At 69.2% G+C, this 14,374-nt stretch carries 12 protein-coding genes; 8 read left to right on the top strand and 4 right to left on the bottom strand.

Annotated elements, in window-relative coordinates; genetic code table 11:
- Positions 1-368: 368 nt before the first annotated feature.
- Entirely contained in the window at positions 369-1,352 is a 984-nt protein-coding gene (locus tag G554_RS14405; protein ID WP_051232335.1) for an alpha/beta hydrolase, read from the bottom strand.
- 43 nt (positions 1,353-1,395) lie between these two features.
- On the opposite strand from G554_RS14405, the gene G554_RS14400 reads away from it, so the two are divergent.
- Together G554_RS14400 and G554_RS0103175 are read left to right on the top strand one after the other, a co-directional pair.
- A complete protein-coding gene (locus G554_RS14400) occupies positions 1,396-1,950 on the top strand; it encodes a GNAT family N-acetyltransferase (RefSeq protein WP_051232333.1) in 555 nt (184 codons plus the stop codon).
- An 88-nt stretch (positions 1,951-2,038) separates the two neighbouring features.
- Positions 2,039-2,656, top strand: a complete 618-nt coding sequence (locus tag G554_RS0103175; RefSeq protein WP_027586769.1) for a nucleoside/nucleotide kinase family protein — start codon at positions 2,039-2,041, stop codon at positions 2,654-2,656.
- On the opposite strand, the gene G554_RS16615 is transcribed toward G554_RS0103175, so the two are convergent.
- The gene (locus G554_RS16615) at positions 2,619-4,493 is read right to left on the bottom strand and encodes a sigma-70 family RNA polymerase sigma factor (RefSeq protein WP_425393334.1); all 1,875 of its coding nucleotides are present in this window, start codon (positions 4,491-4,493) and stop codon (positions 2,619-2,621) included. The two genes, G554_RS0103175 and G554_RS16615, sit on opposite strands and share 38 nt — an antisense overlap.
- A 148-nt stretch (positions 4,494-4,641) precedes the next feature.
- The gene (locus G554_RS18630; protein WP_425393333.1) at positions 4,642-5,235 is read right to left on the bottom strand and encodes a DEAD/DEAH box helicase family protein; all 594 of its coding nucleotides are present in this window, start codon (positions 5,233-5,235) and stop codon (positions 4,642-4,644) included.
- On the opposite strand from G554_RS18630, the gene G554_RS17925 reads away from it, so the two are divergent.
- Positions 5,126-5,791, top strand: a complete 666-nt coding sequence (locus G554_RS17925; RefSeq protein WP_051232330.1) for a hypothetical protein — start codon at positions 5,126-5,128, stop codon at positions 5,789-5,791. The genes G554_RS18630 and G554_RS17925 overlap by 110 nt on opposite strands.
- Positions 5,792-6,042: 251 nt before the next feature.
- Here the strand turns inward: G554_RS17925 and G554_RS0103160 are convergent, their stop codons facing one another.
- Positions 6,043-6,768, bottom strand: a complete 726-nt coding sequence (locus tag G554_RS0103160; protein ID WP_027586768.1) for an NAD-dependent protein deacylase — start codon at positions 6,766-6,768, stop codon at positions 6,043-6,045.
- Positions 6,769-6,853: 85 nt separating this feature from the next.
- Here G554_RS0103160 and G554_RS14385 point away from each other — a divergent pair, with 85 nt between their 5' ends.
- The 5 genes from G554_RS14385 (at position 6,854) to G554_RS14370 (ending at position 14,372) form a co-directional block, all read left to right on the top strand.
- The gene (locus G554_RS14385) at positions 6,854-7,450 is read left to right on the top strand and encodes an exonuclease domain-containing protein (protein ID WP_051232328.1); all 597 of its coding nucleotides are present in this window, start codon (positions 6,854-6,856) and stop codon (positions 7,448-7,450) included.
- Between the two features lie 128 nt (positions 7,451-7,578).
- Positions 7,579-9,078: a DUF3375 domain-containing protein gene (locus G554_RS0103150; RefSeq protein ID WP_027586767.1), complete on the top strand. Its 1,500-nt coding sequence runs from the start codon at positions 7,579-7,581 to the stop codon at positions 9,076-9,078.
- Complete coding sequence (locus G554_RS14380; RefSeq protein WP_051232326.1) at positions 9,062-9,820, top strand: DUF4194 domain-containing protein; 759 nt, start codon at positions 9,062-9,064, stop codon at positions 9,818-9,820. Before G554_RS0103150 ends, G554_RS14380 begins: the two co-directional genes overlap by 17 nt.
- Positions 9,817-13,251: an ATP-binding protein gene (locus G554_RS14375; RefSeq protein ID WP_051232324.1), complete on the top strand. Its 3,435-nt coding sequence runs from the start codon at positions 9,817-9,819 to the stop codon at positions 13,249-13,251. Before G554_RS14380 ends, G554_RS14375 begins: the two co-directional genes overlap by 4 nt.
- Positions 13,248-14,372, top strand: a complete 1,125-nt coding sequence (locus G554_RS14370; RefSeq protein ID WP_051232321.1) for a Wadjet anti-phage system protein JetD domain-containing protein — start codon at positions 13,248-13,250, stop codon at positions 14,370-14,372. Before G554_RS14375 ends, G554_RS14370 begins: the two co-directional genes overlap by 4 nt.
- Positions 14,373-14,374: the final 2 nt, after the last annotated feature.

The raw sequence follows: 14,374 nt of genomic DNA, 5'->3' as shown, positions 1-14,374 counted from the left end.
CCCGGGATAGGTGCACCTTTCACTCGCCAATGGGCCCTCTCGGCGATCCCGAGCGCGGAAGCCCCAGTTCCGCGAGTGAAATGTTCACTCCAAGCACCCGATGCCACACTCAACGGGCCCGACACGACGGAACACCGAACTCGACGGCGCTCACCGGCCCTTGAGGCCGCCGACACGCCGGAACACCGCCCCGGGGCTTCGCTGTGCCCGGGAGGGGTGCACCTTTCACTCGCCAATGGGGCCGTCCCGCCCTCCGCGGGCGGAAACTGGCAGTTCCGCGAGTGAAATGTTCACTCCACACGCCGAAACACTGCGCTCACCCGCTCTTGAGGCCGCCGACACGCCGGAACACCGCCTTCGACAGCGGCTCACCGGCCCCCGACACCCTCCAACCAGCCGGCGATCTGGCCGATCACCCGGTCCACCTCGGCGCTGTAGCCCCACAGGTTGAGACAGCCGTGGCCGATCCCGGCGAAGTGCTCGGTGACCAGCGGAACTCCGGCCTCCGCCAGGTGTGCGGCATAGATGTCGATCTCGCTGTTGAGGACATCCCCCTCGGCGGTGATGAGCATCGTCGGGGGCAGTCCGGCAAGGCTGGCAGCGCGCAGCGGCGAGGCGTCGGGACTCTCACGCAGTGCGGGATCGGGACAGTAGAGGTCCCAGCAGACACGCATCTCGTCGCGCTCGATGTCAGCGGGGAACAGCGCTCGGAAGTAGCTGGGCCGGTCCAGGTCATGATCGAGAACCGGGTAGACCAGCAGCGCACCGTCGAAGGACGGAAGATTCCGGAGGGTCTGTCGGGGCCGCGGGGAGCTGGGGTCCACTTCGGACCGGGGGCTCCGAGGGTCCCCGGGGAACCCATTCCCGTCGCGGGCGCGCAGCAGGCAGGCGGCGGCGATGTTCCCGCCGGCGGAGTCACCGGCCAGCACACGGCGGGACGGCACCGCGATCTCGGTGTCCAGCCAGGCCCGACCGTCGGGACCCTCCATCCAGCCGATCGCCTCCCAGGCGCAGTCGAGGGGTTCGGGGAAGTGGTGCTCCGGGGCGATCGGGTAGTCGATCATGACGATCGCCCACCCGGTCAGATCGGCGAGATGGCGGGCGAGCCGGTCGTAGTGGTCGATGGAGTACATCACCCAGCCGCCGCCGTGGATGTAGATCATCAGCCCGCGCGGTTCGCTGCTCGGGCTGAGCATCCGGACCCTCACCTCGGGAGCGCCGGGGTGCAGTTCGGCCGCCGTGAGGGTGGTCTCGGCGACGATCGCGGTCCTCGGTCCGGCGCCCAGGCTGCGCTTTCCCGCCTCGGCGGCGGCGCGGACCTGGGCGAGATCCGCCGGATCGAAGGTTGCCATGGCGGCCACAGTAGCGAGCAGACGGTGCGGTTAGGATCACCACGTGATTGTCGAGACGGAGCGCCTGCAACTCCGCGAGATGAGCGTCCATGATCTGCCGGCGCTCCGGGCGATCATGCAGGACGAGGAGACGATGGTCGCCTACCAGGGTGCGTTCACCGATGCGAAGGTGGTCGGCTGGCTGGATCGCATGCTCGCCCGCTACCGCGATGAGGGGATCGGGCTGTGGGCTGTGCTGCTGCGGGGAACCGGGCAGATGATCGGACAGTGCGGACTGACCCGGCAGCGGATCCTCGACGAGGACGTCGTGGAGGTCGGTTACCTGTTCAACCGCTCCTTCTGGCACCACGGGTACGCCACCGAGGCGGCCGCCGCCTGTCGTGATCATGGCTTCGGTGAGCTCGGGGCCGAGCGGATCTACGCCCAGGTGCGCGACACGAACATCGCCTCGATGAATGTGGCGATCCGTCTGGGCATGACGGTGCGCGGCCGGTTCGTGAAGCACTACCGCGGGGTGGACATGCCGCACCTGGCGTTCGCCGTCGACCGTCCGGCCGGAACTGTCCCGCACGATGCGAGTCGAGGCAGCACGAGTTGAGGCAGTGGGTGTTGAGGCAGTCGGCTTGAGGCAGCCGGCTTGATGCGGTGAGGTTGAGGCGGTGCGGATCTAGCCAGTGGGAGCTGAGATGGAGTTGACGACCAGCGGGGCGATCGATCGGGCCCGTGTGCTGGCACGGCGAGGCGGGCGGGTTCTGCTGGGGATCACCGGTGAGCCGGGGGCGGGCAAATCCACCCTGGGGGCGACGCTGTCCTCGGCTCTGGGGACCGAGGCGGCCGTCGTCCCGATGGACGGCTTCCACCTGGCGCAGTCGCGGCTGGAGGAACTGGGTCGGGTCGATCGCAAGGGGGCTCCCGACACCTTCGACGCGTGGGGATTCGTCTCCATGGTGAGACGCCTGGCGGACGCGACCGAGCCGATCACCTATGCGCCGGCCTACCGGCGTGAGCTCCACAACGGGGTGACCGGGGCGATCCCGGTGGAGTGCTCGACCTCGCTGGTGATCATCGAGGGCAACTACCTGCTCCTCGAGGAGGAGCCGTGGTGCCGGGTGCACGGGTTGATGGACGAGATCTGGTACGTCGACGTCGACGAGGATCTGCGGATGCGGCGTCTGGCGGCCCGCCATGAACGGTTCGGCAAGTCCCATGACGCCGCCATCGCTTGGGCGGCGGGCCCCGACGAGCGCAACGCCGTCCTCATCCGCGCTACCTGTGACAGAGCCGACGCGATCGTGCGGGTGTGAGCTTCCTCTTTCTCACCCGCGGCACTGCGAACGGGTCGATGTAGAACCGCGGACGATTCTCCGGAAGCTCTTGGTCCTTCGCCATCTCGAGCAGGATCTCCCGGAGCCGCAGGATCGCGGCCTTCTCGATCTGACGGATCCGCTCACGAGTGAGCTTGATCGCGTAGCCGACGGTGTCCAGAGTCTCGGCCTCACCAGTCTCCAGACCCCATCGCATGAGCAGCACCCGGCAGGCCCGCGGGTCCTCATCCTCTAACTCCGCCAAGGCCTTGTACGCGAACTCCAGATTCGGGTCGCCGCCGGCACCGGGCACCACGGGCTCAGACCCGTTGAGGGGGTGCATCGGAATCGAGTCGTCCACCAGGTCCCGCAACCCGTCGATGCTCACCAAGGGACGGCCGAGGCGGCTGATCCGGACAAGCTCCTCCTTCGATACCTCCAGTTCCGGGATCCCGTCGGGGAAGGCCGTGGCTCCCTCGGACAGGCTCAGGTCCCGCGCCCCCAACCATCGCCGAACCTTGTTGACCGTCTCCACGAAGTGCACCGGCATCCGGATCGTGGAACCTTGATCAGCCTCGGCCCTGGTGGCTGCCTGCTTGATCCACCACGTGGCATAGGTGGAGAACTTGAACCCGTGCGTGTGGTCGAACTTCTCCACGGCTCGGACGAGTCCGGTGTTGCCCTCCTGGATGCGTTCGATGAGTTCCAGTCTCGAGTCCGTGAAGCGCTTGACAACAGACACCACGAGTCTCAGGTTGGAGACGACGAAGCGACGGAAGGCCGCGGCTCCCTGATCCGCCAGCAGCTGCAACTCCTCACGGCTGGCAGTGGCACTCCAGCTCCCGGTCTCCAGCAGATGGGCGGCATAGATGCCGCACTCGATGCGTCGGGCCAGGAGGACCTCCTCCTCCCGTCCTTCCAGCAGCGGGTACCGCCTGATGTTCAGCAGGTAGTCGTGGACGATGTCGCCGGTGACGATGACGTCGCCGAGGAGGTCCTCGTCGTCCCCCTCGGCTCCGGTCCGTCCGGGGCTGCCAGCCCTGTCACGGTTCTTCCCGGCGGCCTTGACAGCGACCGTCAGCTCGTCGTGCTCGCCGACCGGGCGAGGAGAGTCCTCGGCAACACGCCCGTCAGCGCCCGGCAGGGTCGACGTCACCTGAGCGGTCGGTGCCTGAGTGGTGGATTCCTCAGTGGTCGGTTCCTGCCCCGGCCCGTTCTGCGAGCCAACGCCCTGCCGCGCAGCGGGCTCATCCTCGGCCGGCGGCCGGCGGGACGGCCCGATGAGCTTCTCCCGATCGGTCTCCCACGCCGGTGTGGCGTCATCGACCCCCAGGAACTCCAGCAGCCGGACCGACTCACCGGGAAGGCTGAGATCGAACTCCTCCCACTTGCGCGCGTAGGGCAGGCATCCGTGGAAGAAGTCGGGCATCTTCCCCAGATGGTGCGGGTCCTCCACGGTGTCGATCGCATACATGATGACGAACCGGGCCGGCCGGTCGTCCTCCTTGAGCCGCAGCACCCGGCCCATCCGCTGGATCATCTGACGCCGCGACCGGTTGGAGGCCAGCACGACACCGAAATCGGCGTCGGGGACGTCGACCCCCTCGTCGAGAACCCGAGGAGCGGCCAGGGCCTTCGTGGCTCCGGCCGCGAATTCGAACATCTTCTCCTCGCGTGCCTCGGCCCCCTGTCCGGAGTGCACCTCGCCGGCCCACACCCCCGCGTCGGCCAGCAGGGTGGCGGCCTGGTGGGCCGACTCCTTGGTCTGGGTGAAGATCAACGACCCGTGCGACCGGTCGACCACCGGGGTGAGAATGCCCAGGGCCTGCTGCTTCATCTGGGTGACCGCCAGCAGATCCCGGCGCCGGGCGAACTTCGCGAGGTAGCTGCGCGCCAGCCCCCGCCAGGACGACGACCAGTCATTGGCAAGGTCGCTGACGGTGGACATGAAGGCGGAGAAGGGCTCGGCGGGGACACCGGCGAGATCACGCAGCCGCATCGCCTGGCGACTCATGTCCTCGGTGAGTTCCTCGTACTCGGCCCGTTCCCCGGCCCCCAGCGGCACCCCCACCAGGGCGATGTCGTAGGGGGCGATGAGATGGTCGTCGACGGCCCGGCGGTAGTCGACGTCGAAGCAGATCCCCCGGAAGTAGGAGCGCAGGACCTGGTCGCCGTCGTCCTCCCGCTCGGCGGTGGCGCTGAGACCCAGCCGCCACACGTACCCGCGTTGGAGGGCCCGTGCGTAGCCGGGAGCGCCGTACCTGTGGCACTCGTCGGCCACCAGCATGGCGCCCTCCCGGCGCGACTGGAAGTTCCGATTCATGGCGGTCTGCACGGTCGAGACGCGGACATCCCAGATCGACGCCTCCTGCCCCTTCTGCACCACCACGGCCTCGGGGAGGAACCGGTGCAGGACCCGCCGTCCACTGCTTGACGAGCTGATCGGTCGGCACCAGCACGACGCACCGCATGCCGACCTTCAGTGCCGCGGCGATCGCGACGACGCCGACCAGAGTCTTGCCGGTGCCGGTGACCGCCTGCACGATGCCGATGTGCTGTGCCTTGCGCCACGCCTCCAACGCATCCCGCTGCCATCTGCGCAGCGTGGTCCCGGGCCGCAGGGTCCAGGGATCATCGGTGACGTCGCCGGGCAGATCGAGGACCGGTTCATCGTGGGAGGGCGCCCTTCTGGCGGGGCCGCTGCCGACAAGCGCACTCGCGGCCGGGCCACTGGTCAGCGGCGCACGCTCAGCCACCGCGCTCGCGACTGGACTGCTCGGTGCCGGACTGCTCGGTGCTGGAGGGATCGGTGCCGGACTGCTCGGTGCCGGAGGGGTTGCGACCGGACGGGCCGGCCGTGGTGGACGAGTCACGACCGGCGCACTGCCCACCGACTCCACGGCCTCCGGCACGGACTCGACGGCGTCACGCGCGGACTCGACAGTCTCCGCCGCCACATCGGCAGAGCGGACCAGCACCTCGGCGGAGTCCGCCAGCATCTCGGTGGCGCTCGTCGACACATCGACACCGGCCGGCGTCGACTCCTCCGACACCACCAACTCCGCCGGCTCGTCGCCCGTCGTCTCCCGCTCCGGACAGACCCGTTCCCACAACGGCCCCGAGGTGCGGGCCTGAAGCTGCGGCGCCGGCCTCGTCCCGGTTCGCGCCGCGGATGACAGCGGCGAGGAACCCAGCGCCCGATCGCGCAGTCCGTGCCGTTTCATCAGTTGTCTCCTCGAGGTCGCGTCATCGTTGACAGCAGACACATTACTGATGGGGTCTGACAACTTCTCATCACCGCCTGCCGGGCCGGTCCCCGGCCACCCCCGGAAGGCTCCCGACGCTCCTGCCCGAACAGCCGTTCACATCCCACGGCCAACACGTGACTACTCGATCCCGACCGCCTCCCCGAGGGCCTCGCCGAGCCTGCGGTGGATCACCAGATCCGCCTGATCGTCATAGGGAGTGGCCTCCAGATTGATCAGCACCATCTCCCGGCCCTGGAAGTACTGCAGCATCCCGGCCGCCGGGTAGACGTTGAGCGAGGTGCCGCCGACCACCAGCACGTCGGCCTCCGAGACGGCCTGCAGCGCGTCGTGGATCACCGTCTCGTCGAGGGTCTCCCCGTACAGCACCACATCGGGACGGATCATCCCGCCGCAGGCCTGGCAGCGCGGCACCCCGGCAGACCCGAGAATCGCGTCCAACCCGTAGTGGCGACCGCATTCCAGGCAGTGGTTGCGGTGCACCGAGCCGTGCAGCTCGATGACTCGTTGGGACCCCGCCGCCTGGTGCAGACCGTCGATGTTCTGCGTCACCACGGCCGCCAGACTCCCCCGCCTCTCCAGCTCCGCCAGCGCCCGGTGGGCCCTGTTGGGCCGCGCCGCCGGATGGACGAGATAGGTCCGGTAGAAGTCCATGAACATCGCCGGATGCTCGACGAAGCAGTCGTGGCTGAGCATGTACTCGGGCGGGAAGGGCAGGTCGTGGGAGGTGGTGTACAGCCCGCAGGCAGAGCGGAAGTCCGGTATCCCCGACTCGGTGGACACCCCGGCGCCGCCGAAGAACACCGCCCGCTCGGACTCCCGGAGCACCTGGGCCAGATCATCCATGTCCCGATCGTCTCATTCCAGACCCGGGCGATCAGAGCGGCCCTGATGCGCAGGTTCCCGGGGATCGGGGGCAGACTGGGAGGCCATGACCACCTTCACCGCCATCGATTTCGAGACAGCCAACCCGTCGCGGGCGTCGGCCTGCTCGATCGCGGCGGTGACGATGGACGAGGACGGCACCATCCTCGACTCCCGCGCCGACCTGCTGCGCCCTCCGCCCGGCCGGGACTACTTCCACCCGATCAATGTCTCCATCCACGGCATCCATCCCGACGAGGTCGCAGACGCCCCGGGCTGGCAGGAGGTGGTCGGCGACTACCTGGAGATGTGCGGCGACGGGCCGGTGGTCGCCCACAACATGGCCTTCGACTTCAGCGTCTGGAATGCACTGGCCGCCGAGCTGGGCACTCCCACCCTGGACTTCCCCAGGCTGTGCACCTACCGGATCGCCCAGGGCGTGCTGGGGTGGCCGCGCGGCACCATGAAGCTCGACCAGGTGTTCCGGCACTACTTCCCCTCCGAGTCCTTCGCCCACCACCAGGCGGACGCCGACGCCCTGGCCTGCGCGCGGATCCTGGTGGCCGAACTGGGGGACGCCGACGTCAGCCTCGACTGGTTGATCGACCACAAGGCGCTCACCGGCGCCCCTACCCGACGCCGTCGGCCGGCACCGTACGCCTGAGAACCGGCTCCTCGAAGTGTCGGAGCGGTCCCCTATTGTGGTGTGCAGACCGACACCCCATGACGCAGGTTCCCGACCGGCGCCCTGTCGGGAACCAGTCCGTGCCCCCGGCGAAGGAGCGTGACCCCATGACGGGATCGGTGGCTGCCGCGACCCAGGGGCTGCGCCGTCTGGTCGCCGACAGCCCGGCGATGACCCTGCTGCGCGCCGATCTCCTCCCTGTCACAGCGGCCGTCCTCGGCACGATCCTGGACAACCCGCCGGTGACCATGGACGTCGCCGAGTTCCTCGAACGGGCCGACGACGCCCTCGACCAGCTGCGCGACATGGGGGTCGACGCACCCCAGACCGCCCAGGCCTATCTCACCGGTTGGATCGGCCAGGGTCTGCTGGTCCGCCAGTCCGGACAGGCACGGCTGGAGACCGTTCGGCTCTCCTCCTCCGCACTGGACGCCCTGGACTTCCTGCGGCGTCTGGAGAATCCCCAGTCCACCGTGACGTCCTCGCGGCTGGCCACCGTCACCACTCTGCTGGAGCGCCTGGCGCGCGCGGCCAATCCCTCCCGGGAGGATCGGATCGCGGACCTGAAGGCCCAGCGGGACGCGATCGACGCCGAGATCGCGCGCGCCGAGGACGGCCAGTTCACCGTCCTGGACGACGACACCGCACGGGAGAGGCTGGCCGAGATCGTGCGCCTCGCCGGCCAGATCCCGGCCGACTTCACGAAGGTCTCCGCCGACCTGGAGCTCCTCAACCACGACCTGCGCCAGCAGATCATCTCGAGCACCGGGACTCGGGGCGACGTCCTCGACGAGGTCTTCGCCGGCGTCGACCTCATCGAGCGCTCGGACGCCGGCCGCACCTTCACCGCCTTCCACGACCTGCTCAACCATGCCGAGGCCTCCGCGGCCCTCGACGAGTCGGTCGACGAGATCCTCGACCGCCCGTGGGCCCGCGACCTGTCGGTCCGCGACCGCGAGTTCCTCCGTCGTCTTCTGGGCGTTCTCCAGGACGACGCCGAGGAGATCCGCCGCGTCATGACCGGCCTGTCGCGCAGCCTGCACCGGTTCGTGGAGACCCACGAGTACCGCGAGTACCGCCGACTGGCGGCCATGGTGGCCACCGCCCGGGCTCACCTGACCTCCCTCACCGCCACGCACCGTCCCACCACCTCTACCGGCTACCACCTCCCGGCGACCTCCCTGGCCATCTCGACGATCGCAGCCTGGAAGCTCAACAACCCCGATGACAGCCGCACGGTCGCCCCGGTCACCGAGGTCCCCCCGGGGGAGCTGGATCTGGCGGCCCTGCGCGAGCAGGTCCGAGCCTCCGAGATCGACTTCGACGAGCTGCGTTGTGCGATGGCGGCCACCGCCCGACAGCTGAGCGTGTTCTCGCTGGCCGATGTCCTGGAGCGGTTCCCCTGCCACCAGGGCCTGGCCAGTGTGGTGGGTCTGCTCGTGCTGGCGGAGGGTCTGCGCCGCGGCCCGGGCGGCTGCACCCGGAGTCGGCAGACCGAGGCGCTGAGCTGGCAGACGTCGTCGGAGGCGGTACGTGCGATGACCGTCCCCCGGTACATCATCTCGATGGTCCCCACGGAGTGGAGCAGCCATGTCCCTGCCTTCTGAGTCGCCCCTGGTCCCCGCGGGACCCGCCGCCGGCGGGTCTGCCGACGTCGGCTCCCGGCCATCCAGCCTGTTCCCGGGCGACACCGGGGTGCTCGCGGAGCCGACCCGCCGTGCTCTGCTCCAGCTGCTGCGCGGCCCCTACGTCCATCGTGAGCGGCACCCGAAGCTGTGGCCGGTCGTGATCCGCGACCAGGAGATCCTGGCCTCGCGGCTGTCCGATCTCTTCCTGTGCCTGACCGTCGACACCGACCGTGGTGTCGCCTTCATCCGCAATGCCGATGCCCGCCATTCCGACGATCTGCCGAAGGTGACCCGCTCCACCCCTCTGAGTCTGCTGGACACCTGCCTGGTGCTGCTGCTGCGCGACACCCTGCTGCGCGCGGAGACCCAGGACTCCCGGGCCTTCATCGACCGGGCGGAGATCGACGACGCGATGTCGGTGTACCGGCCCGCCACCTTCACCGACGAGGCGATGTTCGACCGGCGGGTCAGTACCGCCGTGGAGCGGTTCAAGTCCAACTCGGTCCTGCTGTCGACGGCGGAGGAGGAGCGTTTCGAGATCTCCCCGGTACTGGCGCTGATCTTCGACGCCAACGAGGTCTCCACCGTGCGACAGGCCATCGACCGTCTCGCCAACCCCGCATCCCCCGCCGCTACGTCCGGCGTCACCGGTCGCCCCGGGGATGACACAGACGGGGATGACACAGACGGGGATGACGAGGACGAGGGGGTCGAGCGGTGAGGGGGCCCGAGCACCCCGGCCAGTTCCGGCTGACCCGCATCCAGCTGGTGAACTGGGGCACCTTCGAGGGCTACCGGGACATCACCGTGCCGCGCAAGGGAGTTCTCATCACCGGCGCCTCGGGTTCGGGCAAGTCCTCCCTGCTGGACGCCATCGCGGCCATCATGGTGCAGCCCCGGTGGCTGGCCTTCAACGCGGCCGCCCAGCAGAGCGGCCAGGGAGACCGCTCGCGAGACATCCTCAGCTATGTGCGCGGTGCGCACCGGCGCGACGTCGACGAGTCGACCGGTCAGGTCACCACCACCTATCTGCGGACCGGCGCCACCTGGAGCGGGATCGCGCTGACCTTCGACGACGCCGACGGGCGCACCGTCTCCCTGCTGAGGCTGATGCACGCCACCCAGCAGGCCTCCAGCCCCGCAGATGTCAGCAATCTGTACGTCGACGCCGATCAGAGAGTCGATCTTCAGTCCCTGAGACCGCTGGTGGAGAACGGCATCGACTCGCGCGGCATCAAGGCGGCCCACCCGGGATGGTGGACGAACAGGCAGTACAACGGCTTCGCCAGCAGACTCCAGCGCAAGCTCGGCCTGGCATCCGACCGGGCCCAGCGGCTCCTCCACAAGACCCAGTCCGCCAAGAACCTGGGCAGTCTCAACACCCTCCTGCGCGACTTCATGCTCGACGAACCCGACACCTTCGGTCTCGCCGACGCGGCCGTCGAACAGTTCGAGGAGCTCTCGGGAGCCCACCGCGCGGTGGTCGACGCCCGCGAACAGGTCGCCGCCCTCGAACCCCTGGAGGCCATCTCCACCGCCTATCACCGGGCGGTCGAGGCTCTGGACCTGCTCGAGGCCGAGCAGCACCATGCCGAGACCTTCTTCACCCGGCACCGCGCGGAGATCGCCGACACGCTCATCGCTGCATGCCAGACCATCCTGAAGTCGCTGAGCGCCGAGATCACCGCCGCCGAACGCCGGGAACGCGACGCCACCGCCGCCAGAGAGCAGTGCCAGGCACGGATCGCCGGTCTGGGCGGCCACCGCATTCCCGATCTCGAGCGCCAGCGCAGCAGCTACCAGGACATTCTGGAGCGCTGCCGACACGCCCTGGCCGACGCCGAGAACCGGGCGGCGCAGTGCGATCTGACCCTGCCCGACTCCCCCGCCGGGTGGACAGGCTGGCAGGACGATCTCACCGCCCGGCTGCGCGGTCTCGACGAGGAGGACAGCCGGGAGCGGGATGCGAACTACTCGGTCCTGGAGCACCGGGTCAAGGCCAAGGACGCCGTCGACACGCTGAGCACCGATCTGCGCGCCCTCGAGTCGCAGCACTCCAACATGGAGGCGGCCCTGCTGCTGGCCCGGACCGCGCTGGCCGACGAGCTGGGAGTGACCACCGACGAGTTGCCGTTCGCCGGCGAGCTCATCGACGTCCTCCCCGACCAGACGCAGTGGCAGGGTGCCATCGAACGGGTGCTGCGTCCCCTGGCCCGCACCCTGCTGGTCCCCGATGAGATCTCCTCGCGGGTCGCGGCCGCCGTGGACCGCCGCAGCTGGGGGACGCGGCTGGTCTGGGAGCGCGTCCGTCCCGGCTCCCCGGCTCCCTCCACTCCAGCGAGCACCAGCAGCGGCGCGAGCCCGACCCGACCGGGGACGCTGCCGGGCAAGGTGACCGTGCTGGCCTCCTCGCCGTTCGCCGGCTGGCTCACTGAGACCCTCGCCCGCCGGTACGACTACCGGTGCGTCGACGACGTCTCCGAGCTCAACCGCCTGGATCGCGGCCTCACCCGCGCCGGACAGGTCAAGCACTCCCGCACCCGCCACGAGAAGGACGACCGCTGGAAGGTCTCCGACCGCACCCGATGGCTGCTGGGCTCCTCCACCGCCGCCAAGCACGATGCCCTGGCGCGAGCCCTGGACCAGGCACGGGCAGTGCTGGAGACGGCGATCGAGGCTGCCGACGCGCTCGACGAGCGGATCAGGCACAGGCACTCCTTGCGCACGAATCTCACCGAACTGATCCGGACGCGTCCCGAGGACCTCGATGTCGACCGCGCCCGGGCCGACATCGACTCGGTCGAGACCCAGTTGAGGCAGCTGAGGGCCGGTAATCAGGAGCTCGCCCTCGCGGAGAGCGAGCTTCCGGGCCTCCAGGAGGCCGAGAGCGCAGCCAGGTCGGAGACCCAGCAGTTGCAGGTGGACGCACGCGTGCGCCACGACGAGATGACCTCCCTGACCACCAGACGGGATCGCTGGACGGCCGCGCTGAGACGGGCGGAGGACGTCCCCGAGAAGGTCCGAGAGGCTCTGGAGGCCAGGATCAGTAGTCCCCGCCAGCCCCGCAGCGACCGCGACGACCGGCTCGATCTCGAGGATCTCGAGACCCTCCACCGCTCCACGACCACTCAGATCAGCGAGGACCAGCGCACCACACAGTCCGACCGGGACCGCCAGATCAAACTCGCGGAGAACCGGATGAGACGGTTCAAGGAGACCTGGCCCCAGCGCGCCGCCGACCTTCAGGACGGCGTCGACTACCTGCCGGAGTACCTGCGCCAGCTGGAGCAGCTGCGCGCCGACCGGCTGCCGGAGTTCGAGGCGCGCTTCTTCGACCTGCTGCAGAGCCAGTCGCGCAACAACATCACCGCCCTGGCGAACAGGATCCGCATCTCGCGGCGGGAGGTCCGCAACCGGATCGACCCCATCAACGAGTCGCTGATGCGCACCGAGTACGCGCGGGGCCGCCATCTGCAGGTGCGGGTCTGCGACCGCAGCCTTCCGGAGGTGCGCGACTTCCTGCGCGAACTCCAGCAGATCACCACCGACAGCGTCTCCGACGTGATGGAGGCGGGGGACGACCCGCAGGCCCGCCAGGGTGCGGAGGAGCGGTTCCTGCGCATCCAGCGGCTGATGGCCCGGCTGCGCTCCCAGGAGCTGGTGGACCGCCGGTGGCGGGAGCTGTGCCTCGACACCCGCATCCATGTGGAGTTCCGCGCCGAGGTGCTCGACGCCGAGTCCCGCCCGGTGGACTTCTACGAGGACGCCGGTGGTCGCTCCGGCGGGGAGCGGCAGAAGTTCGTGACCTTCTGCCTGGCCGCCGCCCTGCGCTACCAGCTGGCCCGTGATGGGGCGACGCTGCCCGGCTACGGGGTGGTGGCGCTCGACGAGGCCTTCGACAAGACCGACCCGGAGTTCACCCGGGCCGGACTCGAGGTGTTCCGCGACTTCGGTTTCCAGCTGCTCCTGGCCACCCCGATGAAGATGCTGCAGACCCTGGAGGACTACGTCGGCGGGATCATCCTGTTCCAGAATGAACCGGGCCGCCCGTCGCGGATCATGGTCAGCCAGTTCCAGGACCCGGGGGCGCAGTCCGACGGGGACGAGGTCGCAGGCGAGGAGCGCGACGACGTGCAGGCTCCGCTGCTGTGAGGACCCTGCCAGAGCTGCGACGCTGGGCGGCGACCAAGTACCGTCGCAACCATCGCGTCTGGATCAGCGATCCCGACGTCGACGTCTCCTTCCCGCTGGGGTTGCCCACCGAGCAGGAGGCGCTGGCAGACCCGGATGCCCTGGCGGCGTGGCGACGGTCGTGGCATCAGTGGCACCCACCGGAGGGTGCGGCCCTGGAGTGGGCGGTGCGCAGCTGGCCGAGTTGGGGCTCTCAGCGACTGCCGCTGAGGGTGCGCGTCACCTCGGCCGAGGGGATCGCCGGCCTCGCCGGACAGCAGTCGGCCTGGGCGCGGTGCCGCCAGCTGGCCGGGATCGTCACCTCGCGCTGGCCCGAGTCGAGCAGTCTCGCCGACTCGCTGCCCCACCTGGTCGATGACATCGCCGGCCTCGACGACGCCGATGTCGAACGGCTGATGGCGATGGCCGACTGGCTCATCGACCACCCGGACTCCGGCCTCCTCCCGCGCCAGGTGGCCGTCCACGGAATCGACACCAAATGGTTGGAGAAGCACCGCGGTCTGGTCGAGCGATTGATCCTGGCGATCACGGGTCAGGAGGGGATCGGACTGGCCAGCGAACCCCAACGATTCCGCATCAGGGTGCTCGATGTCTCGGTCTCGGGGACGACTCTCCACGATCTGACTACCGGGGTCGACGAGCTGGACAGGCTCGTGGTGTCTCCACGAGTGGTCCTCATCGTGGAGAATCTCACGACTCTCGCCGCTCTGCCGCCTGTTCCGGGGGTGATCGCGGTGCACGGCCGCGGGTACGCCGTCGTCCAGCTCGACCGGGTTCACTGGATCCGCGACTCGCCGATCCTCTACTGGGGAGATCTGGACACCCATGGTTTCGCCATCCTGTCGCGCTGCCGCGCCCGGATGCCGCAGACGAGATCGGTGCTGATGACCCGGGCCCTGGTGAGTCGATTCGAGGAACTGGCGGTGCCCGAACCGGGCCAGGCGCACGGGGTGTCCGGGCTCACCGATGAGGAGCGGGAGGTCTTCCTGGACCTGGAACGGCGCGGGCTGCGTCTGGAGCAGGAACGGATACCGATGGATCTGGCCGCGCAGGTGCTGAACCGGGCGCTGCTGGAAATCTGAGG

Origin of the sequence: Acidipropionibacterium thoenii DSM 20276, assembly GCF_000423445.1 — a bacterium.
GTDB lineage: Bacteria > Actinomycetota > Actinomycetes > Propionibacteriales > Propionibacteriaceae > Acidipropionibacterium > Acidipropionibacterium thoenii.
The sequence above is the reverse complement of the archived record's forward strand: the minus strand, read 5'-3'. Positions and strand labels throughout refer to the sequence as shown.

Excerpts from the sequence above, each read along its gene's own strand:
- G554_RS0103175 (WP_027586769.1), top strand. The coding sequence starts at position 2,039 with ATGGAGTTGACGACCAGCGGGGCGATCGATCGGGCCCGTGTGCTGGCA.
- G554_RS14385 (WP_051232328.1), top strand. The coding sequence starts at position 6,854 with ATGACCACCTTCACCGCCATCGATTTCGAGACAGCCAACCCGTCGCGG.
- G554_RS0103150 (WP_027586767.1), top strand. The coding sequence starts at position 7,579 with ATGACGGGATCGGTGGCTGCCGCGACCCAGGGGCTGCGCCGTCTGGTC.
- G554_RS0103160 (WP_027586768.1), bottom strand. The coding sequence starts at position 6,768 with ATGGATGATCTGGCCCAGGTGCTCCGGGAGTCCGAGCGGGCGGTGTTC.
- G554_RS14380 (WP_051232326.1), top strand. The coding sequence starts at position 9,062 with ATGTCCCTGCCTTCTGAGTCGCCCCTGGTCCCCGCGGGACCCGCCGCC.
- G554_RS16615 (WP_425393334.1), bottom strand. The coding sequence starts at position 4,493 with ATGAAGCAGCAGGCCCTGGGCATTCTCACCCCGGTGGTCGACCGGTCG.
- G554_RS14405 (WP_051232335.1), bottom strand. The coding sequence starts at position 1,352 with ATGGCAACCTTCGATCCGGCGGATCTCGCCCAGGTCCGCGCCGCCGCC.
- G554_RS17925 (WP_051232330.1), top strand. The coding sequence starts at position 5,126 with ATGCCGACCTTCAGTGCCGCGGCGATCGCGACGACGCCGACCAGAGTC.